The following is a 25,197-nucleotide window of genomic DNA, read 5'->3' as shown; positions in this document are numbered from 1 at the left end:
GGCGGCGACCTGCGCCGAGGCGGAGGGCGCGGACCAGCGGCTGGCCGCGCCTGCGATCGAGCGGGTCCGTGATGCGCTGGAGGCGGCGTTGGCCGATGTGGCGGCCTATCGGCACGAACTGATGCTGGGCGGCCTGAAGGGCTGAGGCCGCAGGGCGGAAGTTGGACTCGAAAAAAACAGTCTAACTGTCCAAGTGAGTCCAACTTCGGCCACTGCCCGAAATTGCACTGCACTCCGAAAATGCGTGCAAAATGCAAGCAGGTGCAATTTCGGCAGGCGAGGCGCGCCGCGATGTCAAAGACCGGACGTCCATTATACGGCGCCTGGCCAGGGTGTTGGGTCGATTGACGCTGCTGTCGCGTAAGAGTCTGAAATCAAACGACGACGAATCTGAGAATGCGATGGCTCAGGGGGGGCGACGCTGTGGCGCTAAGCTGCATTCTCCGCGGCATGGCGAACGTCCAGAATGAAGACGCGCGTTCCGACGATCCTGTACCGGACCAGATAGGGCGGGATGTGCGTCAGTTGACGACGGTCGCCGGGGATGGGCGCGCCTCGTTCAGGATGTTCAGCCAGGCTCGCGCCGGCTGACATGAGACGTAGAGCCATGCGCTGACTGGCCAACGGACTGAACTGAGCGATATAGGTTCGGATAGCTTCGACGTTCCGAATGGCTTTCACCGTCCAGACGACCTCAGCCATCGATGTTCCATTTGGTCGGAGGCGGACCTTCTTCGGCCGTTCCCCAGGTCTTCAGCCATTCGGCCACGTCCGCGTGCGGGACGAGCCGACCGGCCGCGATGTCGGCCTCAGCCTCCGCAAGCGAACGCGCATCCGCTTCTTCGTCGTGGTCGTTGAAGATGGAAGGTTCCAGTCGAGCCATGACCGAAACCTACCATTATGCCGATCTAGCTGCGAGTCCGGTCGTAGGTGGCGAACTCGTGGGCGATGCAGCGGTCGATGAGCAGGCGCCAGACGGGTTCGGCGATGTCGGGCGACAGATCGTGTGCTTTCGCCGAAACGAGGACCTTGGCCACCACGTCGTCGATGCGGGCCTGGTCGAAGACGGCGTCGCGGTCGGGCTTGATGCGGGCGGCGGCGTCCATGTAGCGCTGGCGTTCGGCCAGCAGGGCGACCAGGGCGCGGTCCAGGGCGTCGACGCCCTGGCGGACCTCGGCCATCGACTGGCATTCTGCGGGATCGACGCGCGGATCGACGGCGACAAGGGCGGGCTTTGACATGGCCCCGGCTTTCGCCGGGATGAGCGGATTATTCAAGCCTCAACCGACGAAGGCGCGTTCCAGAACGTAATCGGCGGGTTCGGCGTTGGAGCCTTCCTTCAGGCCGTAGGTCTCCAGCAGTTCGCCGGCTTCCTTGATCATGGCCATGGAGCCGCACAGCATGGCGCGGTCGCGGGCGGGGTCGAATCCCTCGGGCAGGCCCAGGTCGCGGAAGAAGTCGCCGGACTTGATGCGGTCGGTGATCCGGCCCGGCGTCTCGAAGGCTTCGCGGGTCACGGTGGGGTAATAGGTCAGTTGGGCCTTGGCCTCGTCGCCGATCAGGGGGTCGTCGTGGATCTCGCGGGTGAAGAAGTCGCGGTAGGCCAGGTCGGCGACGCCGCGGACCGTGTGGATCACATAGACATGGCCGAAGCGGGCGTAGGTGTCGGGATCGCGCGCGACGCTGAGCCAGGGGGCAAGGCCGGTGCCGGTGCCGATCAGGAACAGGCGTTCGCCGCCGGTCAGGGCGTCCAGAACCAGGGTGCCGGTCGGCTTCTTGCCCATCAGCACCGTGTCGCCGGGCTGAATCCTCTGCAGGCGCGAGGTCAGGGGGCCGTCGGCGACCTTGATGGAGAAGAACTCCAACTCCTCGGCCCAGCAGGGGCTGGCGATGGAATAGGCGCGCAGGACCGGTTTTGCGCCGTCTTCGCCCGGCAGGCCGATCATCACGAACTCGCCCGAGCGGAAGCGGAAATCCTCGGGCCGTTTGACGCCGAAGCTGAACAGGCTGTCGGTCCAATGGCGGACCCACAGAACCTCAAGTTCGTTGAACGGGCTGGCCTTGCCAGGAACCTTGGCGGGGGCGGGGGATACGGCGGCGTCTGTCATCGTGCGGTCTCTGTAAGCTGAGAGCCGGTCGCAGGGAAGGGAAAGCCTTTCGCCCGGCGACGACATTTCCTCGTGACGGCTTGCAGAAGCGCGGTTAGCGTCCCCGGCCATGCGCACCGTCCTTCTCGCCTCGACCATCCTCCTGTCCGCCACATCGGCGCTCGCACAGGAGACGCCCTCCAACATCCTGACGCCAGAGCGGGTGTTCTCCAGCCCCAATCTGAACGGGCCGGTGGCCAAGGGGGTCAGCCTGTCACCGGACGGGCAACTGGTCGCTTTCCTGCGCTCGAGGCCGGATAATGTGGATGTGCAGGATCTGTGGGCCGCGCCGACCGGGGCGGGCGAACCCTACAAGCTGATCGACGCACGGGCCCTGGTTCCCGATGCGGGCGAACTGTCGGAGGCCGAGAAGGCGCGGCGCGAGCGCATGCGGATCAGCGCGCGCGGCGTGGTGGAATATTCGTGGGACCAGCAGGGGCGCTATATCCTGGCGCCGCTGGAAGGCGACATCTTCCTGGCCAATCGGGCCGACGGCAAGGTGCGCCGCTTGACCGAGACGCCCGCCGACGAGATCGACGCCAAGGTCTCGCCCAAGGGCAGCTATGTCTCCTATGTCCGCGACCAGAACCTGATCGTCTATGACCTGGCCAGCGGCAAGGAGACGCCGATCACCGACGACGGCGCCGGCCTGATCACCTGGGCCACGGCCGAGTTCATCGCCCAGGAGGAGATGGACCGCGATACGGGCTATTGGTGGAGCCCGGACGAACGCTACATCGCCATGACCCGCGTGGATGAAAGCCCGGTGGACGTGGTGCCGCGCTTCGAGATCACCGGGGGCGGCGCGACCATGGTCGAGCAGCGCTATCCCCGCGCGGGCCGGCCCAATGCGGTGGTCGAACTGTATGTCCGCGACCTGCAGAGCGGGGCGCGGGTCAAGGTGGACCTGGGCGCCAACACCGACATCTATCTGGCGCGGGTCAACTGGTCCGGCGACGGCAGGACCCTGTATGTCCAGCGCCAGTCACGCGACCAGAAGACGCTGGACCTGCTGAGCGTCGATCCGACCACCGGCGCCTCGCGCGTGATCCTGAGCCAGAAGGCGTCGGCCTGGGTCGATCTGAACGACGATTTCCGGGTGCTGTCGGACGGCCGGTTCATCTGGTCGAACGAGGATTCGGGCTGGCGGCACCTGTATCTGTACGACCGCAACGGGCGACGCCTGCGGGCCATCACGCGCGGCGACTATCCGGTCAAACATCTGGACGGGGTCAACGAGCAGACGGGCGAGGTCTATTTCACCGCCTCGATGCGCGACGGCAAGGAACTGCCGATCGAGCAACAGATGTTCCGCGCCAATCTGAACCGCACGGTCGATCCGGTCGCGGTGACGCCGGGCGGCGGCTGGTGGACCGTGTCGGTCAACGGTCCGGCGACGGCCTATGTCGGCAACTATTCCGATCCGGCGACCCCCACGCAGTCGGCGCTGTACCGGATAGACGGGACGCGGGTGCGCTGGATCGAGGAGAACAGGCTGGACGCCAGCCATCCGTTCGCCCCCTATGTCTCGCGCCTGCGCGCGCCGGAGTTCGGGACGATGCAGAGCCACGGCCAGACCCTGGTCTGGCGCATGACCACGCCGCCCGACTTCGACCCGTCCAAGAAATATCCGGTGGTGATGCAGGTCTATGGCGGCCCCGGCACCGGCGCGGGCGTGCAGAAGAGCTGGCAGCCGCTGACCAACCAATTGCTGACCGAGGCCGGCTATATCGTCTTCCGCGTCGACAATCGCGGCGAGGGGGATCGGTCGCAGGCGTTCGAGACCAGCATCTATCGCCGCCTGGGCGTTCCGGCGGTCGAGGACCAGGCCCAGGCCGCCCAATGGCTGAAGACGCTGCCCTATGTCGATCCCGACCATATCGCGGTGATGGGCTGGAGCTTCGGCGGCTTCCTGAGCCTGCTGACCCTAACGGACAAGGACGCGAACCTGGCGGCGGCCCTGGCGGGCGCGGCGCCGACGGAGTGGAGCCTGTACGACACCCACTATACCGAACGCTACATGTCCACGCCCCAGGCCAATCCGGAAGGCTATGCCGCCACCGACATCCTGCCGCGCCTGGACGACATGACCGGGCGGCTGCTGATCCTGCACGGCATGGCCGACGACAATGTCATCTTCGGCAATGCGACGCGCGTCATCGACGCCCTGCAGGCCAAGAGCCGGCCGTTCGAGATGATGCTGTATCCCGGCCAACGGCACGGCGTTCGCGGCGACCCGAGGCAACTTCAGCAATGGCGCACCTATCTGGACTTCCTGGATCGCACCATCGGCAAGCGGGCCGCGCCCAAGGCGGACTGACGTTCCGACGCGCCTTTCGAGCATCCTTTCGCCCCGCCGCGCTTTCGGAGAGTGGGCCGAAGGCCGAGGGCGAGGGTCAAGGATGGCGAGACAGGGCAAAGGCACGCGGCAGGTCGCGTCATGAGCGACCTGATCGCCAATGTCGTCGGCTCGGCGGCGGCGGTGTGTTCCATCACCAGTTTCGCGCCCCAGGCGGTCAAGATCTGGAAAGAGCGCGATGCGTCGTCGGTCAGCCTGAAGACCTATTCGCTGACGGTGACCTGTTTCGTGCTGTGGGTCGTCTATGGGGTGATGACCAAGGCCTGGCCGGTCACGTTCGCCAACGCCTGCGCCCTGGTGATGGCGTCGGGCGTCCTGGTGATGAAGTGGCGGTTTCGCGACGGCGACCCCGACGCCTGACGATTTGATCCTGATCAAGGCGGCCGCGGGCGTTCGCGCGCACGCATTCGGCAAAGGAGATTTCCGATGCCCGAAGCCGCCGTTCCCTTCATCGCCGCCATCGTCGCGGCCTTCGTCTTCTTCATGGTCGCGGTGGGCGCGGCCGCCCTGCATGCACGCGAACCCGACCAGAAGTGATCCAACCTTCCCCGACGTGATCTTGGCGCCCCCGTCGATGCGGGCTAACCCATAGCGACAACGTCCAACAGGGAGACGCCCCCAATGTCTGACATCGCAACCGCCACCGATAAGATCCGTGCTGCCGTCGGCGAGAACTCTGGTCTGGGCAAGACCGTCAAGCTCGACCTCGGCGACGCGGGCAAGATCTACATCGACGGCGCCTCGACGCCGAACACGGTGACCAACGAAGACAAGCCCGCCGACGCTACCGTGACCATGAGCTGGGACGACTTCGTCGCCCTGGCGGAAGGCCGCCTGGACGGCATGATGGCCTTCATGCAGGGCAAGCTGAAGATCGCCGGCGACATGATGATCGCCCAGAAGCTGCCGGCGCTGCTGAAGCGCTGATGCGCGGCTGATCGCCATAAGGACGACGGCGCGGCGCTTTCGGGCGCCGCGCCTTTTTCATGCCAGCGCCCGGAAGAGGCGTCAGCGAAGCTGAGGAAACGACATGGACTTCAAACATTCCGACCGCGCCCTGGACTGGCACGCCCGTGTCCGCCGTTTCCTGGACGAACAGGTGATCCCGCGCGAGCACGAGTATTTCGCCCAGGTGCGCGAGGACGCGACCCGTCAGCCGCCCGTCATGGAGGCGATGAAGGCCGCCGCGCGGGAGGCGGGGCTGTGGAATATGTTCCTGCCGGGCGAACACGGGGCGGGCTTGACCAATCTGGAGTATGCGCCCCTGGCCGAGATGATGGGCCGGCATCTGTGGTCGGCCGAGGTGTTCAACTGCAACGCCCCCGACACCGGCAATATGGAAGTGCTGCATATGTACGGGAATGCGGCCCAGCAGGATCGCTGGCTGAAGCCGCTGATGGACGGCGAAATCCGCTCCGCCTTCCTGATGACCGAGCCGGAGGTCGCGTCCTCGGACGCCACCAACATCCAGACCCGGATCGAGCGCGACGGCGATCATTACGTCATCAACGGCCGCAAATGGTGGTCGACCAACATGGGCCACCCGAACGTCGCCATGACCATCGTCATGGGCAAGACCGACCCGGAGGCCGCGACCCACGCCCAGCAGTCGCAGGTGATCGTGCCGGTGGATACGCCCGGATTCCGGGTGGAGCGGATGCTGTCGGTGTTCGGCTATGAGGAAAAGCCCATCGGCCATGCCGAGGTGGTGCTGGAAAATGTGCGGGTGCCGGTCGAGAACCTGATCGCCGGCGAGGGGCGGGGCTTCGAGATCGCGCAAGGGAGGCTGGGGCCGGGCCGCATCCACCATTGCATGCGGACCATCGGCGCGGCGGAACGGGCGCTGGAGCTGATGGTGACGCGCCTGCTGAACCGCACCGCCTTCAGAAGGCAGCTGGCCGAACATTCGGTGTGGGAGCAGCGGGTCGCCGACGCCCGCACCAATATCGAGATGTGCCGCCTCCTGGTGCTGAAGGCCGCCTGGATGATGGACGAGGTCGGGGCCAAGAACGCCCGCTCCGAGATCGCCCAGATCAAGGTCGCGGCGCCCAAGATGGCGCTGCAGGTCATCGACGACGCCATCCAGGCGTTCGGTGGGGCCGGGGTGTCGGGCGATACGCCTCTGGCCGAACTGTACGCCGGCGTGCGCACCCTGCGCATCGCCGACGGCCCGGACGAGGTCCACAACCGCACCATCGCGCGGCTGGAATACGCCAAACATGGGGGCCGTCCGGCGCGCTGACCGAAAGTCGTTTCAGGCCAATCGGTTGGGAACCTTGGCCGGTCAATGGCGTTGGAACGATCAGGGAACGGCAGGGCGTTGAGTCGGGGTCGTCGAGCGGTCTAGCCACGGAACGGCCGGCATGAATGCGCGCTTTGAACCCGATGCGGGGACCGCGTCCGATGTGGCGCGTTACCGCGCCGTGCGCGAGGCCATGGTCGCGCTTGCGGACGGGTTGTCGGCAGAGGACCTGTCGGCCCAGTCGATGCCGGATTGCAGCCCCGGAAAGTGGCATCTGGCGCATACCAGCTGGTTCTTCGAGGCGATGATCCTGAGCGAGGACCCGGCCTATCGGCCGGTCGATCCGCGTTTCCAGCAACTGTTCAACTCCTACTACGAGGCGCTGGGCGAGCGGGTGGCGCGGCATCAGCGCGGGCTGATGACCCGGCCCTCGGTCGAGGAGGTTCTGGCCTATCGCCGCGAGATCGACCGGCGCATGGTCGACTGGCTGGCCCAGGCGCCGTCGGGAGGTCAGCAACGCTATCTGCTGGAGCTGGGTCTGCATCACGACCAGCAGCATCAGGAGCTGTTCCTGATGGACATTCTGAACCTGATGTCGCGCTCGCCGCTGGATCCGGCCGCCTATGAGGTCGAACCGCGCAGGGAGCCGCTCCAGCCCGCGCGTGGCGGCGTCGTGGCCTTCGACGGCGGTCTGGTCGCGATCGGTCACGATCAGGCGGGTTTCGCCTTCGACAACGAAGGTCCGGCGCACAGGGTCTGGCTGGAGCCGTTCGCCCTGGCCGCCGATCTGGTGACGAACGGCGACTGGCTGCGGTTCATGGACGACGACGGCTATGGGCGCGCCGATCTTTGGCTGTCGGACGGCTGGGCGGTGGTGAAGGCCGAGGGGTGGACCGCGCCGCATTATTGGCGGCGCGACGGCGAGGACTGGACGGCGATGGGACTGACCGGCCGTTCGCCTGTCGATCCGGCCGCCCCGGTGCGCCACATCAGCTTCTACGAGGCCGACGCCTATGCGCGTTGGGCCGGCAAGCGCCTGCCGACCGAGGCGGAGTGGGAGCACGCCGCCGCCACGAAGCGCGACGCCTTCTCCAACCTGTCGGGCGAGGTGTGGCAGTGGACCGCCAGCGCCTATGCCCCCTATCCGGGTTTCCAGCCCACGCCGGGCACCGCCGCCGAATACAACGGCAAGTTTATGGCCAATCAGATGGTGCTGCGCGGCGGCGCCTTCGCCACGCCGCCCGGCCATGCGCGCGTGACATACCGCAACTTCTACTATCCCCAGCAAAGGTGGGCCTTCATGGGTCTGAGACTAGCCGAAGACGCCGCCGGGCGTCGCGACGATTCGTCCGCGACCCGCGTGGACGACGCCCAGACCCGGGCCTTTCGCCGCGACATGATCGACGGCCTGTCGCAGCCGCAGAAGGCCGTGCCGCCCAAATGGTTCTATGACGCCGAAGGGTCGCGCCTGTTTGAGGACATCACCGCCCTGACGGAATACTATCCCACACGGCAGGAGACGGCCCTGCTGCGCGAACGGGCGGCGGAGTTGACGGCCGAATTCGGACCGGACGCGGTGCTGGTGGAGTTCGGATCGGGCGCCAGCGAGAAGACGCGCATCCTGCTGGACGCCGTGCCGGACCTGGGCGCCTATGTGCCGCTGGACATCAGCGAAAGCGCCCTGGCGCACGCCGCCCACCGGATCGGCGCGGACTATCCGAAGTTGCGGGTCGAGCCGTTGCTGGGCGATTTCGAACATTTGTCGCCCCTGCCGGACGACCTGCCAAGGGGGCGCAGGATCGGCTTCTTCCCCGGCTCGACCATCGGCAATCTGCAGCCGGACGAGGCGGTGCGCTTTCTGGCGGCGGCGCGCCGGATGCTGGGGGAGGGCGGTCTGTTCATCCTGGGGACCGATCTGGTCAAGGACGCGGGCGTGCTGGTCGCCGCCTACGACGATGCGAAGGGGGTGACGGCGGCGTTCAACATGAACCTGCTGGTCCGGGCCAACGCCGAACTGGGCGCCGATTTCGACCTGGACGCCTTCGTGCACCAGGCGGTCTGGAACCCGCACGCCTCGCGCATTGAGATGCATCTTCGCGCGGCGAGGCCCACGACCGTCCGTCTAGACGGACGGACCTTCCGCTTCATGGAGGGCGAGACGATCCACACCGAAAGCTCGCGCAAGTTCACGCCCGAGACCATTACGGCCATGGCCGAGGCGGCGGGGTGGACGGTGTCGCGGCTGGACATCTCGCCGGAACCCAGCGTGGCCCTGGCGCTCCTGCGGGGGTGATCAGCCGCCCTTGCGGTTGTCGCAACAAGAAAGGGCGGCCCATCCTGCGATGGGACGCCCTTTGATATGGATTCGGATCGAAACCCTCAGTCCGGCTTTTCCACCGGATCCTTTTTCGCGCCATGCGACGCCTCGCCGCCCTTGCGGCCGGCCTGGGCGGCCAGGCTGCGATCCTGAGAGAAGCTGCGCTTCTCACTGGGGACGCTGGCGCCGCCCTTGCGGGCGATCTCGCGTTGACGTTCGGGGTCCATTGAAGCAAAGCCTCGCTTGGAAACGCCTGAGGGTCGGGTGGGTTGGCTGTCCATCGGTCTTCCTTTCAGTGTCGCCGTTGCGCTTGCTGAAGTGAACCCAGTGACTCGGTGACGGTTCCGTTCGGAACCCTGTTTTACTGTCACGGCTCTGAGCATCTCTTCCCGCCTCGACTTCGGCCATCAGCCGTAGGGTCGCGAATCACCTTCATCGCCGCCGCCGGGTTCCATGGGCGGAACTTCGTCGGGCGTATCAGACGGCTGGATTTCTGGTTCGGGCGTGGGGGCGGGCGGGATTTCGGGCTGCGGCGCGCCCGAGGGCGTGGGTTCGATATAGGTCATGGCCGTCTCCTTCTGTTGAGGAGACAACGCCCGGCGCGACGCCGCGTTCGACGGACTTGCGCGCCGTCATGCCGCAGGGGAACTTCGAGGGACGCGGCTGGTTTGATCTGCGAACCCGGAGACCGACATGACACAGAGCCCCATCGCCGCCCCGACCCCCGACGACATCGTCATCGAAGACGACAGCCTGAACCAGCGGCTGGATCGCCAGGCGGACGCCATACTGGCCTCGGGCGAAGGCGACAGCTTCGCCCCGACCACCTCCGTGCGTCAGGCGGTCAAGGACGACGCCGAGCGGGTGCGCCAAAAGGTCTCGCACCAGATCGACGACGCGCGTGACGGCATCCGCGACGAGCCGATCCGTACGACCCTGTACGCCCTGGGCATAGGCGTCATCATCGGTCTGTGGCTGCGCCGGTGATCGTCAGGCGGGGCCGACCGGCTCGCGCCGGATCGGCGCCTGCCTGAGGGCGGCGTCCGAAACGAACGGATTGGTGCGACGTTCTTCGCCGAAGGTGGAGATCGGCCCATGTCCCGGCACGAAGGTTACGTCGTCGCCCAGCGGCCAAAGCTTGTCGACCACGGAACGGATCAGGGCGGGCGGGTCGCTCATGGGGAAATCGGTGCGGCCGACCGACCCCTTGAACAGCACGTCGCCGACCTGGGCGAATCGCGCCGCCCGATTGAAGAAGATGACGTGACCGGGCGTGTGGCCCGGACAGTGACGCACCTCCCACTGCGTCTCGCCCAGGCTGACCGTATCGCCGTCTTCCAGCCAGCGGTCGGGGGTGAAGGGACGCGCGTCGGGCAGGCCGTACATCCGGCCGCTTTCGACGATGCGGTCGATCCAGAACTGATCGGCCTTCTGCGGTCCGATGATCGGCACGCCGCTCTTTTCCTGCATCTCGGCCGCGCCGCCCGCGTGATCCAGATGGCCGTGGGTGATCCAGATCTGATCCAGCGTCAGGCCGCGCCGCGCGACCTCGCCCAGGACCGCATCCACCGATCCGCCGGGATCGATCACGGCGGCCTTGCTGGTGGCGGTGCACCAGACGGTCGTGCAGTTCTGCTGAAGCGGGGTGACGGGCGTGACGAAGACGCCGATGGTGGAGGCGGGTTGGCTCATTTCGTCAACATAGCCATGTCCAGGCCGCGAAACCACCGGCGACGACCACGCCCGCGTTGACCTTTGGGGCCCTTCTCGACATAAGGGCGGGCTTCGAGGCGCCGCTCCACACGGGGCGGCCTTCTTGCTTTATCCATTCCGCGCCGGCCGTTTCGATGGCTCATGCGCCCCAGAGCGTCAGAATCCCGACCATGCAAGTCGTCGAAAAGTCGAACGAAGGCCTCAGCCGCGTGATCGCGGTCACCATTCCCGTCGCGGAGCTGAACGAGAAGCTCGACGCCCGCGTCAAGGAAGTCGCCCCGCAGGTGAAGCTGAAGGGCTTCCGTCCGGGCAAGGTGCCGGTCGCCCACGTCAAGAAGACCTTCGGCCGCGAGTTCATGGGCGAGATCATCAACGCCGAGCTGAACGAAACCAGCCAGAAGGCCCTGGACGAAGCCAAGATTCGCCCCGCCGCCCCGGCCGAGATGAAGCTGACTTCCGACATGGACAAGGTCATCGCCGGTCAGGAAGACCTGGCCTATGAAATGTCGCTGGAAGTCATGCCGGAATTCACGCCGGTCGATCCCAAGACCCTGAAGCTGGAACGCCCGACCTATGAGGCGTCGGACGCCGATCTGGACGAGGCGCTGACGGAACTGGCCGGTCAGGCCAAGACCTACGAGGACAAGAAGGGCAAGACCGTCAAGGCCGCCGAGGGCGACCAGCTGACGATCGACTTCCTGGGCAAGCTGGACGGCGAACCCTTCGAAGGCGGCGCCGCCGAGGACGCGGACCTGGTGATCGGTTCGGGCCGCTTCATTCCCGGCTTCGAAGAGCAGCTGACCGGCGCCAAGGTCGGCGAGGAAAAGACCATCGAGGTCACCTTCCCGGCCGATTATCAGGCCGCCCATCTGGCCGGCAAACTGGCCACCTTCGACATCAAGGTAAAGGCCATCAAGGCTGAAGCCGAAGCCAAGATCGACGACGATTTCGCCACCCGCATCGGTCTGGAATCGCTGGACAAGCTGAAGGAACTGCTGAAGTCCAACCTGGACCAGCAATATGCCGGCGCCGCCCGCTTCAAGCTGAAGCGCGCCCTGCTGGACCAGCTGGACGAAGCCCACGACTTCCCGCTGCCGCCCAAGATGGTGGACGCCGAGTTCGACGGCATCTGGCAGCAGGTCGAGGCAGACAAGGCCGCCGGCCGCCTGCCGGAAGAGGACGCCGCCAAGTCCGACGAGGACCTGAAGGCCGAGTACAAAAAGATCGCCGAGCGCCGCGTGCGTCTGGGCCTGGTGCTGGCCGAGATCGGCCGCGCCAACAACGTCCAGGTCACGGATCAGGAGCTGAACGCCGCCATCCTGCAGGAAGCCCGCAACTATCCGGGCCAGGAACAGGCCGTCCTGAACTTCTATCGCCAGAACCCCAACGCCGCCGCCCAGATGCGCGCCCCCATCTATGAAGAGAAGGTCGTCGATCTGATCGTGGGCGTCGCCGACGTGACCGACAAGCCGATCACCAAGGAAGAGCTGCTGAAGGAAGAAGACGAAGAGGGCTGAGCCCCGCAGATTACAATCGTTTAACTGGCGGTTGTGATGTCATCTTCTGTAAAGCTTGAAGGGTCCGCGATGCGGGCCCTTTTTGCTTTTCAAGGCTGATCCCATGTCCCTGTCCGGCGCGTTGCTGGCCGCCCTTCTTGCATCCGGCGCCCAGGCGCAAGATCCCTCGCCCCCGCCTGTGGATCTGGAGGACATCACGGTCGAGGGGCGTTCGACGCGGCAGGCGGCGCAGCAGTTCGTCCAGCGCGTCGCCGCCGCGCCGGCCGGCGCCCGATTGGGACGGTGGAATACGCCCCTCTGCGTCAGCGTGGCCAATATGAAGGCGCCTTACGGACAGATGTTGGCGGATCGGATCGGCGATATCGCGACGGAACTTGGCGTGAGCGTCGGCGCGCCGGGGTGTACGCCGAATGTGCTGGTGATCGCCGCCGACGATGGCCCGGCCGTCGCCTCTGCGCTGGTTGAAGGTTGGCGACGTCGATTCCGGCCGCCGATCGACAACACCAACATGGGGCTGGCGGCGCTGGAACGGTTCAAGACCAGCGATGCGCCCGTGCGCTGGTGGCATATTTCATTGCCGGTATCCGCCGATACAGGACAACTGGCGGCGCGCGTCGCCGGAGAGGACCCGCCGACCATCGCCTCACGCAACCTCAGCCGGATGCGTTCGCCGCTTCGTTACGATCTCAGCTCGGCTACGGTCGTGATCGATATGGCCAAGGCGAACGGCGTGATGTTGCCGGCGCTGTTGGATTACACCGCCATGGTGGTGCTGGCCCAGGTCGATCCGCGTTCGGATTATTCGGATCAGCCCACCATCCTGAACCTGTTCAATGCGCCGGAGGGGATCACGGGTATGACGGACTGGGACCTCGCCTATCTGCACGCCCTGTATGAAGCCGAACCGGATCGCGCATCGGCCCGCGCCCAGGAGGCGGCGGTGTCGGACAGGCTGGAAGCCCGGCGTCGCCGGTCGGCCGGCGAGCCGGAAGAGTCGCAGCCGCGCTGACCGGGCGCTTGCATACGCAGGCGTCGAACGCGATATGCTGAGTGCAAAGCCGTCGCATCCACTGCGGCCGCAGTCCGTAAGACCAAAAAGGCATCCATGCGCGATCCGATCGAACTGATGAATATGAACCTGGTGCCGATGGTGGTGGAGCAGTCCAGCCGCGGCGAGCGCTCCTTCGACATTTTCTCGCGTCTGCTGCGCGAGCGGATCATCTTCCTGACGGGACCGTTCGAGGACGGCATGGCGTCGCTGATCTGCGCCCAACTGCTGTTCCTGGAATCGGAGAACCCGAAGAAGGAAATCAGCATGTACATCAACAGCCCCGGCGGTCAGGTGACCTCGGCGCTCGCGATCTACGACACCATGCAATACATCAAGTCGCCGGTGTCGACCGTGGTGATGGGCATGGCGGCCTCGGCCGGCTCTCTGATCCTGACGGCCGGCACCGCGGGCCAGCGGATCGCCCTGCCGAACGCGCGGGTCATGGTGCACCAGCCGTCGGGCGGGTTCCGGGGCCAGGCGTCGGACATCGAGCTGCATGCCGCCGACATCCGCTACACCAAGCGGCGTCTGAACGAGATCTACGTCCACCACACCGGCCGCACCTATGAGGAGGTCGAGAAGACGCTGGACCGCGACCACTTCATGTCGGCCGAGGAAGCCAAGGCCTGGGGCATCGTGGACCATGTCTATGATCGCCGCGAACAGGCCGACGCCGATGGCGTGAAGACGCCCGGCCACTGATTCGACCGGATCGAAACCGGAAGGGCGCGCCCCTCGCGGCGCGCCCTTTTCATTTGTGCTATCGGAACCGTCATGCAGTTCACGCGAGATCAGACCGGCCAGATCGAGGTCGATGGCGAGGCCTATGTGTGGGAGCTGCGTCGCCAGCCTCGGCCCAAGGGCGGCAATGTCTGGGAGGGAATGGCCGTGTCGCTGCGTCACCTGGACTACAAGCGCGAGGCGATCGTCCAGTTTCCGCCGCCGCTGCGCCCCAATGGTCGGCCTGACGTCGAGAAGCAGCGAGTCAATGTCGATGCGGTGCGCACCGCCGTCGCCTCCATCATGGCGGCGGGTTGGGACCCGACGACGCGCGGCAAGCCCATGGTGTTCGACGTCGACGCCGACGGCAACTGAGGGTCAGGGCTTCTCGCGAAAGACGCGGAAGCCGGCCTCCTGGGCCATCGCCAGCATCTCGGTGTCGCCCGACGTGTCGCCATAGGCGGCGGCCAGCGTCATGGTGTCGCCATAGGCCGCCTTCAGCCGCCGCACCTTTTCAGCGCCGCGACAGTTGGGGCCGACGAAAGCGCCCGTGATCCGGTCGTCGGCGTCGAAGACGAACTCGGTGCCCAGCAGGGCCTCGGCGCCCAGGCGTTTCGCGAAGGGGGCGACCGTGGTGACGGGCGAGGCGGTTACGATGACGCGGTGGGCGCCGCGCCGGCCCCAGTCGTCCCAGACCTTCAGCGCGTCCGGCCGCATGAAGCGGGGCCAGACCTGATCGGCGAACCGGGCGGCCTCCACCTCCAGCGTGTGGCGGTCCACGCCGTGCAGGAACTCGCGCACCGAGGCCGCCTTGATCCGGCCCCGGTCGCGGTCGCGGGCATAGGCGGCCAGGGCGGGCGCCAGCTTGACCAGGCCCAGCGCCCAGCCGCCCGGTCCGACACGCCAGCGCAGGAATTCGGTGAAACTGTCGCGAATCGTCAGCGTACCGTCGAAATCGAAGGCCACGATCGGCTGGTCGGGGCGAGGGGACTGGCGCTCCGCACCCGGAATTCCCATGTCAGACATTCGCCTTGATCCCCGTCGACACTGATCCATCCACGCACTGCAACAATCCCCCATCGCCTTCGGGGTTGTCGTGGAACGTGTGATGGGTGATTGTCATTTTTTGAAGACCTTCGCGTCCAGAGTGCTGGAATCAACGTGAGGGAAGCGCGTTACGGGCCATTTCGGTCCGCACCGCGGGAGTGAGATAAGGGTCTATGACCAAAGCAGCCGGCTCTGACGCCAAAAGCACCCTGTACTGCTCGTTCTGCGGAAAGAGCCAGCACGAGGTCCGCAAACTGATCGCGGGCCCGACCGTGTTCATTTGCGACGAGTGCGTCGAACTGTGCATGGACATCATCCGTGAAGAGCACAAGATCGGCTTCAAGAAGACGACCGACGGCGTGCCTTCGCCCAAGGAAATCCGCGACGTGCTGGATGACTATGTCATCGGCCAGGCCCACGCCAAGAAGGTGCTGTCGGTCGCGGTGCACAATCACTACAAGCGTCTGAACCACGCGACGAAGAACAACGACGTCGAACTGGCCAAGTCGAACATCATGCTGATCGGGCCGACCGGCTCGGGCAAGACGCTGCTGGCCCAGACGCTGGCGCGCATCATCGACGTGCCCTTCACCATGGCGGACGCCACCACCCTGACCGAAGCCGGTTATGTGGGCGAGGATGTCGAGAACATCATCCTGAAGCTGCTGCAGGCGTCTGACTACAACGTCGAGCGGGCCCAGCGCGGCATCGTCTATATCGACGAAATCGACAAGATTTCGCGCAAGTCCGACAACCCGTCGATCACCCGCGACGTGTCGGGCGAGGGCGTGCAGCAGGCCCTGCTGAAAATCATGGAAGGCACCGTCGCCTCCGTGCCCCCGCAGGGCGGCCGCAAGCATCCGCAGCAGGAGTTCCTGCAGGTCGACACCGCCAACATCCTGTTCATCGTCGGCGGCGCGTTCGCCGGGCTGGAAAAAGTGATTTCGGCGCGCGGCGCGGGGGCCTCCATCGGCTTCGGCGCCCAGGTCAAGGAAATCGACGAGCGCCGCACCGGCGACATCCTGAAGGGCGTCGAGCCGGACGACCTGATGCGTTTCGGCCTGATCCCCGAGTTCATCGGCCGCCTGCCGGTCCTGGCGACGCTGGAGGACCTGGACGAAGCCGCTCTGGTCACCATCCTGACCGAGCCGAAGAACGCCCTGGTCAAACAGTACAAGCGTCTGTTCGAGATGGAGAATGTCGAACTGACCTTCACCGACGACGCCCTGACCGCCGTCGCCAAGAAGGCCATCACGCGCAAGACCGGCGCGCGCGGTCTTCGGTCCATCCTGGAAGGCATACTGCTGGAGACCATGTTCGAACTGCCCACCTTCGAAGGCGTCGAGGAAGTGGTGGTCAACGCCGAGGTCATCGACGGCAAGGCCCAACCCCTGCTGATCTATTCGGAAGCGTCCAAGAAGAAGGCCGACGGCGCGGCCTGATCGGGTCTGAAAACCGACATGTGAGGGCCGGGGAGGGCGACTTCCCCGGCCTTTTTCGTGCGGTTTTGAGGCCATGCGTTTCCTCCCCATGCATGGGGGGAGCGCGCTTGGCGTGGTGGAGGGGCTGAAGTCCCATGGGCGCTCGTGATGGTTGGAAGAGCCCCTCCGTCACGGCGCGAAGACGCGCCGCGCCACCTCCCCGCGAAGCAGGGAGGAGACGATGGCCTATCCGCCCTCCATCACCGACGCTGCGAAGAACGCGCGGCCGAACCCTCTCGTCTGCCCGCCAAGCCCGCTTCACGACCACGCAGATGTGGGCCGTTCGCCCGTCACGCTTGAACCGCGGGTCTTTCAAACCACATACTCGTTCGAACGCCGTCGGAATCGACGGGTCGTCACGCGCTGTCCGGGCCTGTTGTCCGGGCGACCGTGGCGGCGGGCCGGAGATACGCAATGGCCCGGGAGTATGTGCATCATGACTGAATCCAAGACCCTGCCCGTCCTGCCGCTGAGAGACATCGTCGTCTTCCCGCACATGGTCGTGCCGCTGTTCGTCGGCCGCGAGAAGTCGGTGAAGGCCCTCGACGAGATCATGAAGGGCGAGAAGCAGATTCTGCTGGCCACCCAGAAGAACAGCGTGGACGACGACCCGTCACCCGACGCCATCTATCCCATCGGGGTGTTGGCCTCGGTGCTGCAGCTGCTGAAACTGCCCGACGGCACCGTCAAGGTGCTGGTCGAGGGCAAGGGGCGCGCGCGCCTGACCCGCTTCACCGACCGTGAGGACTATTTCGAGGCCGAGGCCGTCGAGATCGAGGACGAGCCGGGCGAAACCTCGCAGGCCGAGGCCATGCTTCGCGCCGTGGTCGAGCAGTTCGAAAACTATGTGAAGCTGAACAAGAAGGTGCCGCCTGAGGCCCTCAGCTCCATCCCTCAGATCACCGACGCCTCCAAGTTGGCGGATTCGGTCGCCGCCCATCTGTCGGTCAAGATCGCCGACAAACAGGGCCTGCTGGAAACCTTCGACGTGCCCAAGCGGCTGGAGAAGGTCTATGGGCTGATGGAGGGCGAGATCAGCGTCCTGCAGGTCGAGAAGAAGATCCGCTCGCGCGTGAAGCGCCAGATGGAGAAGACCCAGCGCGAATATTATCTGAACGAGCAGATGAAGGCGATCCAGCGCGAGCTGGGCGAAACCGACGACGCGCGCGACGAGATCATGGATCTGGAGAAGCGCATCCGTAAGACGCGCCTGTCCAAGGAGGCCCGCACCAAGGCCGAGGCCGAGGTCAAGAAGCTGCGCAACATGAGCCCGATGTCGGCGGAATCGACCGTGGTCCGCAACTATCTGGATTGGCTGCTGTCCGTGCCGTGGGGCAAGGCCAAGCAGAAGCCGATCGACCTGCAGAAGGCCGAGGACATCCTGGAAGAGGATCACTTTGGTCTGGAGAAGGTCAAGGAACGGATCATCGAATATCTGGCGGTTCAGGCGCGCACTGGCAGCCTGAAGGGGCCGATCCTGTGCCTGGTCGGCCCTCCCGGCGTGGGCAAGACCTCGCTGGCCAAGTCCATCGCCAAGGCGACGGGGCGTGAGTATGTCCGCATGTCGCTGGGCGGCGTGCGCGATGAGTCCGAGATCCGCGGTCACCGCCGGACCTATATCGGCTCCATGCCCGGCAAGATCATCCAGTCGATGAAGAAGGCCAAGACGACCAACGCCTTCGTCCTGCTGGACGAAATCGACAAGCTGGGTTCCGACTGGCGCGGCGATCCGTCTTCGGCCCTGCTGGAGGTGCTGGACCCCGCGCAGAACTCGACCTTCGGCGACCACTATCTGGAGGTGGACTACGACCTTTCGCAGGTCATGTTCGTAACGACCGCGAACAGCCTGAACATGCCGCAGCCGCTGATGGACCGGATGGAGATCATCCGCGTGTCGGGCTACACCGAGGACGAGAAGGTCGAGATCGCCAAGCGTCACGTCCTGCCCAAACAGTTGGCGGACCACGGCTTGAAGGACGGCGAGCTGATCGTGCCGGACGAGACGATCCGCGACCTGATCCGCTATTACACCCGCGAGGCCGGGGTGCGTTCGCTGGAACGCGCCCTGGGCGGACTGGCGCGCAAGGCCGTGCGCGAAATGGCCAAGACCGGCGCCAAGTCGATCACGGTCGACGAGGCCAAGCTGGCCGACTATGCGGGCGTCAAGAAGTTCCGCTATGGCGAGACGGACGAGGAGGATCAGGTCGGCATCGTCACCGGCCTGGCCTGGACCGAGTTCGGCGGCGACATCCTGACCATCGAGGCGATCAAGATGCCCGGCCGCGGCCGCATGACCGTGACCGGCAATCTGAAGGAGGTGATGAAGGAGTCGATCTCGGCGGCGGCCTCCTATGTGCGCTCGCGGGCCCTGGCCTTCGGCGTCAAGCCGCCGGTGTTCGAGAAGACCGACATCCACGTCCACGTGCCGGACGGCGCAACGCCCAAGGATGGTCCGTCCGCCGGCGTGGCCATGACGGTGGCCATGGTCTCGGTCCTGACCGGCATCCCGATCAGGAAGGATATAGCCATGACCGGAGAGATCACCCTGCGTGGTCGCGTCACCGCCATCGGCGGCCTGAAGGAGAAGCTGCTGGCGGCGCTGCGCTCGGGCGTCAAGACCGTGCTGATCCCGCAGGAGAACGAGAAGGACCTGGCCGACGTGCCGGACAATGTGAAGTCGGCGCTGGAGATCGTGCCGATCTCCACGGCGGACGAAGCGTTGAAGTGGGCCTTGGTCGGCACCCTGACCCCGGTGGAGTGGGACGAGGCGGCCGAACCCTTGCCGGCCCCGGCGCCGCCTATGGACGGACCGGCCGCGACCGTCAGTCACTGACGCCCGGGTGAAGAGAAGGCGCCGCCGGTTAAGCACCCGGCGGCGTTTTCGTTTTTGACGCAACCGCCGATCTGGCCTTTAGTGATTCGGCTTGGAGGGCAGGATGACCAAGGCAGAACTGATCGGCCACATGGCCGCAGCGGCGAACATCAGCCGCGACCAGGCGAAATCGGCGCTGGAAGCCTTCACCGACGGCGTGGCGGACGCCCTGACCAAGGGGCAGGACGTCAAGCTGATCGGCTTCGGCAGCTTCGTCGCCGTGGATCGCAAGGCCGGCGTGGCCCGCAATCCCCAGACCGGCGCGGCTGTCGCCCGCCCGGCGTCCCGCACCGCGCGCTTTCGTCCTGGAGAAGGCTTGAAAAGCGCCTTGAACGGTTGAGGCGGGAAGGGCATAAGCCCGTCTCCGATTTGAGGGCGGCTAGCTCAGCTGGTCAGAGCATCTCGTTTACACCGAGAGGGTCGGCGGTTCGAACCCGTCGCCGCCTACCATAACAAAAGGCCGCCGGAGCGATCCGGCGGCCTTTCGTGTTTCTGGCTGCGTCTTCCGATCAGAACCGGAAGCTGGCCCGCAGCAGCAGCGAGTAGCGGACGTAGTCTTCCAGCAGCTCCGCATCGCCGGTCAGCGACAGCATGCCCAGCTCGTTGCCGAAGTTCAGGCGGAAGCCCAGGATCGGTCCGCCGCCCTCGATGGCGTCCGGCGCCAGGATGAAGTCCGGGCCGCCGCTGGCGAAGCGGGCGATGGTCTCGCCGGCGTCCACCGAGATGTTCTGGCGATAGCCGACGCGCAGTTCGGGGCGGATCCAGCCGTTGCGGCCGAAGCCGTAGCCGATGTTCATCGCCGCCACGGCCGAGAAGATGTGGCTGTCGCGCGAATCGATGTCCAGGTCGAAGCCGTCGCCCCCGCCGCTCTCGCTGCGGGCGCCTTCCGACAGGCGGAAATACTCGCCGTAGATTTCCGGGCGCACGTTCAGGCGACCGAAGTTCCGCTCATAGCTGGCGCCGCCCGCGACGGCGGCGGTCCAGCCGTGCCAGTCGGACTTGTTGTTCAGATAGACGCCGCTGGCGACCAGGGAACGGTCCGCGTTGAAGCTGGCGTAACCGCCAGCCGCGCGTGCCCAGGTCGTCCAGTACTGGCCCTGGGCGCGCCAGTAGAGGCCCAGTTCCAAGAGGTTGGCGGACAGGACCTCTTCGGCCTCGGACTCGGGGTCCTTGATGTCCGAGGAGGTGAAGGCGGCCGAGACGCCGACGGCGCCGACGCTGGTGCCCTTTTCCACGCCGCCGGCTACGCCGAAGCCCTCGGAGCGGAAGCCGTAGGAATCGGTCTTGTCCTTGTCGGCGTAGAAGTTGATTTCCTGCACCCAGGCGCTGGTTTCGCCCGGCGCGGCGACGGCGTTGCGGCCGGTCAGGGCGCGGGTCACGGCGTCGACGCCGGCCGACAGCGACATCAACGGACCGCCCGAGTGGTCGGGCAGCATCTGCTCATAGGCGTCGATGAAGCCGTCGCGGGTCGTCTGCGACAGGAACAGGTTACGCACCGTCTCATTGGACCCCAGGGCCGCATAGACGGCGTCGTAGGCCGAGGCCTCGACCGGGATCAGATCGGCCTCGGCGGCCGTGCGGCGACGGGCATCGACATAGACGGTGTTGGCGGCCTGATTGACCCCGGCCTCGACCACATAGAGGTAGGGTGAATTGTCGGTCAGCTGGCTCTGGTTGATCTGGCCCACGTTCAGCGAGCCTGCGGTGATGATGTTGAACCGCTCGGGTCCGTCCAGCAGGGACGAGAATCGCACGCCCAGCTTGGATCCGGTGGCCAGGGTCGCATTGCCGCTGACGTTGAAGCCGCCGGCGCGGTCGTTGGCCGGGTCCAGATTGACCAGCAGCGAACCCTCGGCGCCCACGTACAGGCTGGAGATGCCGACGGCGCCGGTCTGGGTCGCATTCAGCGTCCCCTTGCCGATGTTGATGTCCAGCAGGTTGTCGCCGTTCTTGATCGCGCCGGTCACCACGGCGCCGCCGCTGATGTTCAGCCTGTCCGCCCCGGCGCCGAAGTCGATGTCGCCGTTGACGACGCCGTTCTCGATGTTGAGCGTGTCGGCGCCCGAGCCCAGCTTGATCGCGCCGACGATGGCCGGTTCGTTGGCGTCCGGCACGCCGTCCTTGTCGGTGTCGACCGCCGTGCTGCCGGCGGGGGCGGGAATGCCGTACTGACGCAGGGTGACGCCGCTGGTGTTGGCCGACAGGTCGATGGCGGTGACGGTTCCGGTCACCGGGTTGGTGTCGGCGGTGTTGGGGGCGAGCGAGCCGATGATCGAGCCGGCGTTGTTCAACTGGGTCAGGGCGCCCGACTGATCGCGGATGACCACGGCCGAGCCCTGATTGCCGCCGAAGGAGGCGACCAGATTGCCGGTATTGGTCAGGGAGCCGACGTTGGCGCCCGCGCCGATCAGGATGCCGGTCGCGCTCTGGGTCTCCTTGCCCGAGGCCACGGCCTGGATGGCGCCGGTGTTGACGATAGCGGGCGCGGTCACGCCCGAGCCGATCCACAGGCCCGTGGCGCTGGCGTCCACGGCGGTCGAGGACACGCCGCCCTCGTTGCGCACGCCGCCGGCGATATTCACCGCCTGTCCGCCCGTGACGCCCAGTTGCACGCCGCGCGACTCGACGCCGGAATACAGGCCGGACGCCGTGATGGAGCCGCGATTGATCAGGCCGTAGGCGGCATCGCCCGTTCCGACGGCGCCCAGGTTCACCGCCTGGCTGGTCGAACCGACCAGCAGGGCGGGCGCGCCGCCCAGCGAGGTGATCGAGGCGGTCGTCTCGCTGGCGTCGGGGATGCCGTTGCCGTTGCGGTCGGGATCGTCGCGGTTCTTGATGCCGTCGCCGTCGTCGTCCTCGTCGCCGTTCTTGACGCCGTCGCCGTCGTCATCGCCCTCGATGCCGGCGGCGGAATAGGCCAGCGCCTTGTCCAGCAGGACCCCGCCCGCGACGTTCGCGCCGATGCGGACCGCCGGTCCGCCCTGCAGCAGGTCGTCGGCGTCCAGTTCGTCCAGGAACAGGGTGGAGGCGTTGTCGAAGGTCCCCGTCGCCGGCCGCGCAGGGGGCGGGGTCGTGTAGCGATAGCCGGTGGCGACGACGGTGGAGTGGATCTTCACCGCCCCGCCCACATCGCCCTCGACCGACACGCCGGTCGCATTGGCGCCCAGGGCCGAGATCGAGCCGGACAACTCGACATTGCCGGAGACCGGGCCGGTCGTGCGGATGCCCGCCGTATTGTCGCCGGTCACGCGGATCGTGCCCAGGCTTTGCAGCTTGCCGTTCAGGCCGGTCTCGACCGCCAGGCCGTAGGAGTTATTGCCCTCGACCGTGATCGCGCCGGTGCTTTCGACCAGGACGTTGCCCGTGAAGGGCGCGGGGCCGACCACGCGCACGCCGTAGCGGCCGGTTCCGGTGGCGAAGGGACCGTCCAGGTCGCCGTCGCCGTCGACATCCTTAACATCAGCCGCTTCCTGGGTGTCGTTGACGGTGATGGCGCCGCCGACGATGACCGATCCGGTATTGCCGCCGTTGACCAGAAGGCCGGTCGAGCCGTCGGCCGACTTGTCCATGGTGATGGAGCTGCCGCTGTCCAGGTCGACGGTGTGGTTGGAGTTCAGCGTCACCGCCGCGCCGGACGTCACCGCGACGCTGCCGCCGCTGGCCAGGCGAATATTGTCAGGGCCGGTCCCGGTCGCGTTGGACGTCTGGATCGGCGTGGTGCGGGCGTTCGAGATCACGATCTCGGCCTGAGAGCCGGTGGCGACCATCAAAGGGGCGATCGCCACGGCGCTCGCGAGCAGAATACGCATTCGGTAGAAACCCCTGGTGGTCACGCACAACGGTACAGGCGACCCCTTAGCAGGGTCTGCGGCAGCCTTCCTCAAGTTTATCGAATTTGAGGCGAATACAAGGCCACAACCGCCGGATCGCCCGTCTATGACGTGACTGACGTTCTGCGAAATCCAAGCTTTGCGGCGAATACGGAGCGATTTGGCAGGGCCGCTCTTGAGCTTTGCCACGGCCGGGTTTACGGGCGACGAAAGGCTTGGCGCCGGATCGCGACGACGCATCCAACGAACCCCTTCGGCGTTCGACAGCCCCAGCCATACGAGAACGCCCCATGAGCATGACCGACCTCGACGTCCAGGAAAGCGAACTCCGGTTGATTCCGGGGCTGGACGTGGAAGTCGCCGACACCCTGCGCGCCCTGAAGGCGGCGGCGATGGACGAGCGGCCGCGACTGGTGGACACCACCATGCTGTATGCGCCGCGATCCGGGGGCGTGAAACGCTATCTGCTGTCAAAGAAGGCGTGGATCGAGGCCAATCGGCCGGGCGTCAGCCATTCGCTGATCGTGCCGGGCGCGCGGCACAAGGCGGGGGCGGACGGGGTGGTGCGGCTGCGCGCCACCAAGCTGCCGTTCGGCGACGGCTATCGCTGGCCCACGTCGGTCAAGCGCTGGAGCGCCTGGGTCGCGGCGATGAAGCCGTCGATCATCGAGGCGGGCGATCCCTATACGCCGGGGCAAGGCGCCCTTGAGGCCGGTCAGCGGGTCGGATGCCCCGTCGTCGGCTTCTGTCATTCGGACCCGGCGGGTCTGGCGGCGCTGCATTTCGGCGAATGGGCCAAGAAGCCGGTCGAGAAGCGCTGGGCGCGTCTGTTCTCGCAGTTCGACCGGGTGGTGTCGCCCAGCCGGTTCATCGCCCGACGGCTGGAAGAGGCGGGCGTGGACCATATCGTCATCCGGCCTTTGGGGGTCGAGATCGACACCTTCCGGCCCGAGCGCCGCGACCGGCAATGGCTGCTGGACCGACTGGGCCTGGACCAGGATGCGCGCCTGCTGTGCTTCGCCGGGCGGCCGGCCAAGGAAAAGAACGTCGATGTGCTGATCGAGGCGGTTCAGAAGCTGGGCGCGCCCTACCATCTGGTGCTGGTCGGCGCCGGGTCGGGGATGCCGGACGAGGACCGGGTCATCTCCCTGCCTTACGAGACCGACCCCCGCGCCGTGGCCAAGATCATCGCCAGCTGCGACGCCTTCGTTCACGCCAACGACAAGGAGCCGTTCGGCCTGATCGTGCTGGAGGCCATGGCCTGCGGGCGGCCGGTCGTGGGCGTCAACGCCGGCGGCGTGGCCGAGACGGTGGACGATACGGTCGGGCAATTGGCTGCGCGCGCCGAGGCGGCGGACTATGCCGAGGCGGTCGAGGCCCTGTTCGCGCGCGACATCGAGGCCATTGGACGGGCCGCGCGTGAAAAGGCGGTCAGCCAGTTCGCCTGGAACCGCGTGTTCGAGGATCTGTGCGCCGTCTATGGCCAACTGACGGGCGAGGCGGCCTTCATGACTCCCGACGCGGAACTGCAGCTGCACTGAGTTTTACGGCGCGCGTTAGGACGGGCTCCCGGTTCGTCCTTCGGACGCCCCGGAATGACGGCGCTGAGTTGTCGATTGAATCTGATGGCGCGATCTGCGCGCGCAGGCGGGGCGCGCCACTTCTTTATAACGATGTCTGAAAAAGAAGTGGCGCGAGTGACGGGGCTCGAACCCGCGACCTCCGGCGTGACAGGCCGGCACTCTAACCAACTGAGCTACACCCGCGTACCTGCGACGAAACTTTTGAGCTGTTTCGAAAGCTGTTTGGGAAGGCGGCGTGCGCCACTCTTTCTATCTCTAGAGAGAGTGGCGCGAGTGACGGGGCTCGAACCCGCGACCTCCGGCGTGACAGGCCGGCAC

The 25,197-nt window shown here is 66.2% G+C and carries 23 protein-coding genes and 3 tRNA genes (1 of these 26 cut by a window edge); 15 read left to right on the top strand and 11 right to left on the bottom strand.

Features of this window, described 5'->3' with window-relative positions:
• Window positions 1-429 precede the first annotated feature (429 nt).
• The 4 genes from RTU05_RS05845 to RTU05_RS05830 are packed head-to-tail and all read right to left on the bottom strand — an operon-like array spanning window position 430 to window position 2,108.
• Entirely contained in the window at window positions 430-702 is a 273-nt protein-coding gene (locus RTU05_RS05845; protein ID WP_312596507.1) for a type II toxin-antitoxin system RelE/ParE family toxin, read from the bottom strand.
• Entirely contained in the window at window positions 695-883 is a 189-nt protein-coding gene (locus tag RTU05_RS05840; protein ID WP_312596505.1) for an antitoxin, read from the bottom strand. The genes RTU05_RS05845 and RTU05_RS05840 overlap by 8 nt, the downstream gene beginning before the upstream one ends.
• A 25-nt stretch (window positions 884-908) precedes the next feature.
• The gene (locus tag RTU05_RS05835; protein WP_312596503.1) at window positions 909-1,241 is read right to left on the bottom strand and encodes a chorismate mutase; all 333 of its coding nucleotides are present in this window, start codon (window positions 1,239-1,241) and stop codon (window positions 909-911) included.
• A 39-nt stretch (window positions 1,242-1,280) separates the two neighbouring features.
• Window positions 1,281-2,108, bottom strand: coding sequence for a ferredoxin--NADP reductase (locus tag RTU05_RS05830; RefSeq protein ID WP_312596502.1), 828 nt, complete (start codon window positions 2,106-2,108; stop codon window positions 1,281-1,283).
• 109 nt (window positions 2,109-2,217) lie between these two features.
• Here RTU05_RS05830 and RTU05_RS05825 point away from each other — a divergent pair, with 109 nt between their 5' ends.
• From RTU05_RS05825 to egtB, 5 genes are all read left to right on the top strand, one after another.
• A complete protein-coding gene (locus tag RTU05_RS05825; protein ID WP_312596501.1) occupies window positions 2,218-4,467 on the top strand; it encodes a S9 family peptidase in 2,250 nt (749 codons plus the stop codon).
• Window positions 4,468-4,587: 120 nt separating this feature from the next.
• Complete coding sequence (locus RTU05_RS05820) at window positions 4,588-4,866, top strand: SemiSWEET transporter (RefSeq protein WP_312596500.1); 279 nt, start codon at window positions 4,588-4,590, stop codon at window positions 4,864-4,866.
• A 261-nt stretch (window positions 4,867-5,127) separates the two neighbouring features.
• Entirely contained in the window at window positions 5,128-5,433 is a 306-nt protein-coding gene (locus tag RTU05_RS05815) for an SCP2 sterol-binding domain-containing protein (protein WP_312596499.1), read from the top strand.
• Window positions 5,434-5,536: 103 nt separating this feature from the next.
• Window positions 5,537-6,748 carry an acyl-CoA dehydrogenase family protein gene (locus RTU05_RS05810; RefSeq protein ID WP_312596498.1) on the top strand — a complete coding sequence of 404 codons (1,212 nt, stop codon included), beginning with the start codon at window positions 5,537-5,539 and terminating at the stop codon, window positions 6,746-6,748.
• Between the two features lie 121 nt (window positions 6,749-6,869).
• Window positions 6,870-9,041, top strand: coding sequence for an ergothioneine biosynthesis protein EgtB (egtB, locus tag RTU05_RS05805; RefSeq protein WP_312596497.1), 2,172 nt, complete (start codon window positions 6,870-6,872; stop codon window positions 9,039-9,041).
• Between the two features lie 86 nt (window positions 9,042-9,127).
• Here egtB and RTU05_RS05800 read toward each other — a convergent pair whose 3' ends face one another.
• Window positions 9,128-9,346, bottom strand: coding sequence for a general stress protein (locus tag RTU05_RS05800; protein WP_312596495.1), 219 nt, complete (start codon window positions 9,344-9,346; stop codon window positions 9,128-9,130).
• Window positions 9,347-9,472: 126 nt separating this feature from the next.
• Complete coding sequence (locus RTU05_RS05795) at window positions 9,473-9,631, bottom strand: hypothetical protein (RefSeq protein ID WP_248116260.1); 159 nt, start codon at window positions 9,629-9,631, stop codon at window positions 9,473-9,475.
• Window positions 9,632-9,758: 127 nt separating this feature from the next.
• Between RTU05_RS05795 and RTU05_RS05790 the strand changes: the two genes are divergently transcribed.
• On the top strand, window positions 9,759-10,052 hold the full coding sequence (locus tag RTU05_RS05790; RefSeq protein ID WP_312596494.1) for a hypothetical protein: 294 nt from the start codon (window positions 9,759-9,761) through the stop codon (window positions 10,050-10,052).
• Between the two features lie 3 nt (window positions 10,053-10,055).
• On the opposite strand, the gene RTU05_RS05785 is transcribed toward RTU05_RS05790, so the two are convergent.
• Window positions 10,056-10,757, bottom strand: coding sequence for an MBL fold metallo-hydrolase (locus tag RTU05_RS05785; protein WP_312596493.1), 702 nt, complete (start codon window positions 10,755-10,757; stop codon window positions 10,056-10,058).
• 191 nt (window positions 10,758-10,948) lie between these two features.
• Between RTU05_RS05785 and tig the strand changes: the two genes are divergently transcribed.
• The 4 genes from tig to RTU05_RS05765 all read left to right on the top strand — a co-directional run bounded on the left by tig (window position 10,949) and on the right by RTU05_RS05765 (window position 14,441).
• The gene (tig, locus tag RTU05_RS05780) at window positions 10,949-12,295 is read left to right on the top strand and encodes a trigger factor (protein WP_312596491.1); all 1,347 of its coding nucleotides are present in this window, start codon (window positions 10,949-10,951) and stop codon (window positions 12,293-12,295) included.
• Between the two features lie 103 nt (window positions 12,296-12,398).
• Window positions 12,399-13,304: a hypothetical protein gene (locus RTU05_RS05775; RefSeq protein ID WP_312596489.1), complete on the top strand. Its 906-nt coding sequence runs from the start codon at window positions 12,399-12,401 to the stop codon at window positions 13,302-13,304.
• 96 nt (window positions 13,305-13,400) lie between these two features.
• On the top strand, window positions 13,401-14,048 hold the full coding sequence (locus RTU05_RS05770; RefSeq protein WP_312596487.1) for an ATP-dependent Clp protease proteolytic subunit: 648 nt from the start codon (window positions 13,401-13,403) through the stop codon (window positions 14,046-14,048).
• A 72-nt stretch (window positions 14,049-14,120) separates the two neighbouring features.
• A complete protein-coding gene (locus tag RTU05_RS05765) occupies window positions 14,121-14,441 on the top strand; it encodes a hypothetical protein (protein WP_248116268.1) in 321 nt (106 codons plus the stop codon).
• A 3-nt stretch (window positions 14,442-14,444) separates the two neighbouring features.
• Here RTU05_RS05765 and RTU05_RS05760 read toward each other — a convergent pair whose 3' ends face one another.
• Window positions 14,445-15,092: an HAD-IB family hydrolase gene (locus RTU05_RS05760; RefSeq protein WP_312596485.1), complete on the bottom strand. Its 648-nt coding sequence runs from the start codon at window positions 15,090-15,092 to the stop codon at window positions 14,445-14,447.
• A 194-nt stretch (window positions 15,093-15,286) separates the two neighbouring features.
• On the opposite strand from RTU05_RS05760, the gene clpX reads away from it, so the two are divergent.
• The 4 genes from clpX to RTU05_RS05740 all read left to right on the top strand — a co-directional run bounded on the left by clpX (window position 15,287) and on the right by RTU05_RS05740 (window position 19,916).
• Complete coding sequence (gene clpX, locus RTU05_RS05755; protein ID WP_087119136.1) at window positions 15,287-16,555, top strand: ATP-dependent Clp protease ATP-binding subunit ClpX; 1,269 nt, start codon at window positions 15,287-15,289, stop codon at window positions 16,553-16,555.
• A 475-nt stretch (window positions 16,556-17,030) separates the two neighbouring features.
• Complete coding sequence (gene lon / locus RTU05_RS05750) at window positions 17,031-19,427, top strand: endopeptidase La (protein WP_312596484.1); 2,397 nt, start codon at window positions 17,031-17,033, stop codon at window positions 19,425-19,427.
• 103 nt (window positions 19,428-19,530) lie between these two features.
• Entirely contained in the window at window positions 19,531-19,806 is a 276-nt protein-coding gene (locus RTU05_RS05745; RefSeq protein WP_312596483.1) for an HU family DNA-binding protein, read from the top strand.
• A gap of 33 nt (window positions 19,807-19,839) precedes the next feature.
• Window positions 19,840-19,916 (top strand) — tRNA-Val (locus RTU05_RS05740).
• Window positions 19,917-19,975: 59 nt separating this feature from the next.
• Here RTU05_RS05740 and RTU05_RS05735 read toward each other — a convergent pair.
• Window positions 19,976-23,275, bottom strand: a complete 3,300-nt coding sequence (locus RTU05_RS05735; protein WP_312596482.1) for an autotransporter outer membrane beta-barrel domain-containing protein — start codon at window positions 23,273-23,275, stop codon at window positions 19,976-19,978.
• 311 nt (window positions 23,276-23,586) lie between these two features.
• On the opposite strand from RTU05_RS05735, the gene RTU05_RS05730 reads away from it, so the two are divergent.
• Window positions 23,587-24,837, top strand: coding sequence for a glycosyltransferase (locus RTU05_RS05730; RefSeq protein WP_312596481.1), 1,251 nt, complete (start codon window positions 23,587-23,589; stop codon window positions 24,835-24,837).
• Between the two features lie 148 nt (window positions 24,838-24,985).
• On the opposite strand, the gene RTU05_RS05725 is transcribed toward RTU05_RS05730, so the two are convergent.
• A tRNA-Asp gene (locus RTU05_RS05725) sits at window positions 24,986-25,062 on the bottom strand.
• 82 nt (window positions 25,063-25,144) lie between these two features.
• Window positions 25,145-25,197, bottom strand: a tRNA-Asp gene (locus RTU05_RS05720) (it continues 124 nt past the right edge of the window).

The organism is Brevundimonas sp., assembly GCF_032017145.1.
Lineage (GTDB): Bacteria > Pseudomonadota > Alphaproteobacteria > Caulobacterales > Caulobacteraceae > Brevundimonas.
This window is presented reverse-complemented; position numbering and strand designations above follow the sequence as displayed.

What these genes read in the sequence shown, in the direction of transcription:
- RTU05_RS05775 (WP_312596489.1), top strand. Translation starts at nt 12,399, where the DNA reads ATGTCCCTGTCCGGCGCGTTGCTGGCCGCCCTTCTTGCATCCGGCGCC.
- clpX (WP_087119136.1), top strand. Translation starts at nt 15,287, where the DNA reads ATGACCAAAGCAGCCGGCTCTGACGCCAAAAGCACCCTGTACTGCTCG.
- RTU05_RS05795 (WP_248116260.1), bottom strand. Translation starts at nt 9,631, where the DNA reads ATGACCTATATCGAACCCACGCCCTCGGGCGCGCCGCAGCCCGAAATC.
- RTU05_RS05735 (WP_312596482.1), bottom strand. Translation starts at nt 23,275, where the DNA reads ATGCGTATTCTGCTCGCGAGCGCCGTGGCGATCGCCCCTTTGATGGTC.
- RTU05_RS05800 (WP_312596495.1), bottom strand. Translation starts at nt 9,346, where the DNA reads ATGGACAGCCAACCCACCCGACCCTCAGGCGTTTCCAAGCGAGGCTTT.
- RTU05_RS05840 (WP_312596505.1), bottom strand. Translation starts at nt 883, where the DNA reads ATGGCTCGACTGGAACCTTCCATCTTCAACGACCACGACGAAGAAGCG.
- RTU05_RS05785 (WP_312596493.1), bottom strand. Translation starts at nt 10,757, where the DNA reads ATGAGCCAACCCGCCTCCACCATCGGCGTCTTCGTCACGCCCGTCACC.
- RTU05_RS05765 (WP_248116268.1), top strand. Translation starts at nt 14,121, where the DNA reads ATGCAGTTCACGCGAGATCAGACCGGCCAGATCGAGGTCGATGGCGAG.
- lon (WP_312596484.1), top strand. Translation starts at nt 17,031, where the DNA reads ATGACTGAATCCAAGACCCTGCCCGTCCTGCCGCTGAGAGACATCGTC.
- RTU05_RS05770 (WP_312596487.1), top strand. Translation starts at nt 13,401, where the DNA reads ATGCGCGATCCGATCGAACTGATGAATATGAACCTGGTGCCGATGGTG.
- RTU05_RS05745 (WP_312596483.1), top strand. Translation starts at nt 19,531, where the DNA reads ATGACCAAGGCAGAACTGATCGGCCACATGGCCGCAGCGGCGAACATC.
- RTU05_RS05810 (WP_312596498.1), top strand. Translation starts at nt 5,537, where the DNA reads ATGGACTTCAAACATTCCGACCGCGCCCTGGACTGGCACGCCCGTGTC.
- RTU05_RS05815 (WP_312596499.1), top strand. Translation starts at nt 5,128, where the DNA reads ATGTCTGACATCGCAACCGCCACCGATAAGATCCGTGCTGCCGTCGGC.
- RTU05_RS05845 (WP_312596507.1), bottom strand. Translation starts at nt 702, where the DNA reads ATGGCTGAGGTCGTCTGGACGGTGAAAGCCATTCGGAACGTCGAAGCT.
- RTU05_RS05820 (WP_312596500.1), top strand. Translation starts at nt 4,588, where the DNA reads ATGAGCGACCTGATCGCCAATGTCGTCGGCTCGGCGGCGGCGGTGTGT.
- RTU05_RS05830 (WP_312596502.1), bottom strand. Translation starts at nt 2,108, where the DNA reads ATGACAGACGCCGCCGTATCCCCCGCCCCCGCCAAGGTTCCTGGCAAG.
- RTU05_RS05730 (WP_312596481.1), top strand. Translation starts at nt 23,587, where the DNA reads ATGAGCATGACCGACCTCGACGTCCAGGAAAGCGAACTCCGGTTGATT.
- RTU05_RS05760 (WP_312596485.1), bottom strand. Translation starts at nt 15,092, where the DNA reads ATGTCTGACATGGGAATTCCGGGTGCGGAGCGCCAGTCCCCTCGCCCC.
- RTU05_RS05790 (WP_312596494.1), top strand. Translation starts at nt 9,759, where the DNA reads ATGACACAGAGCCCCATCGCCGCCCCGACCCCCGACGACATCGTCATC.
- RTU05_RS05835 (WP_312596503.1), bottom strand. Translation starts at nt 1,241, where the DNA reads ATGTCAAAGCCCGCCCTTGTCGCCGTCGATCCGCGCGTCGATCCCGCA.
- tig (WP_312596491.1), top strand. Translation starts at nt 10,949, where the DNA reads ATGCAAGTCGTCGAAAAGTCGAACGAAGGCCTCAGCCGCGTGATCGCG.
- egtB (WP_312596497.1), top strand. Translation starts at nt 6,870, where the DNA reads ATGAATGCGCGCTTTGAACCCGATGCGGGGACCGCGTCCGATGTGGCG.
- RTU05_RS05825 (WP_312596501.1), top strand. Translation starts at nt 2,218, where the DNA reads ATGCGCACCGTCCTTCTCGCCTCGACCATCCTCCTGTCCGCCACATCG.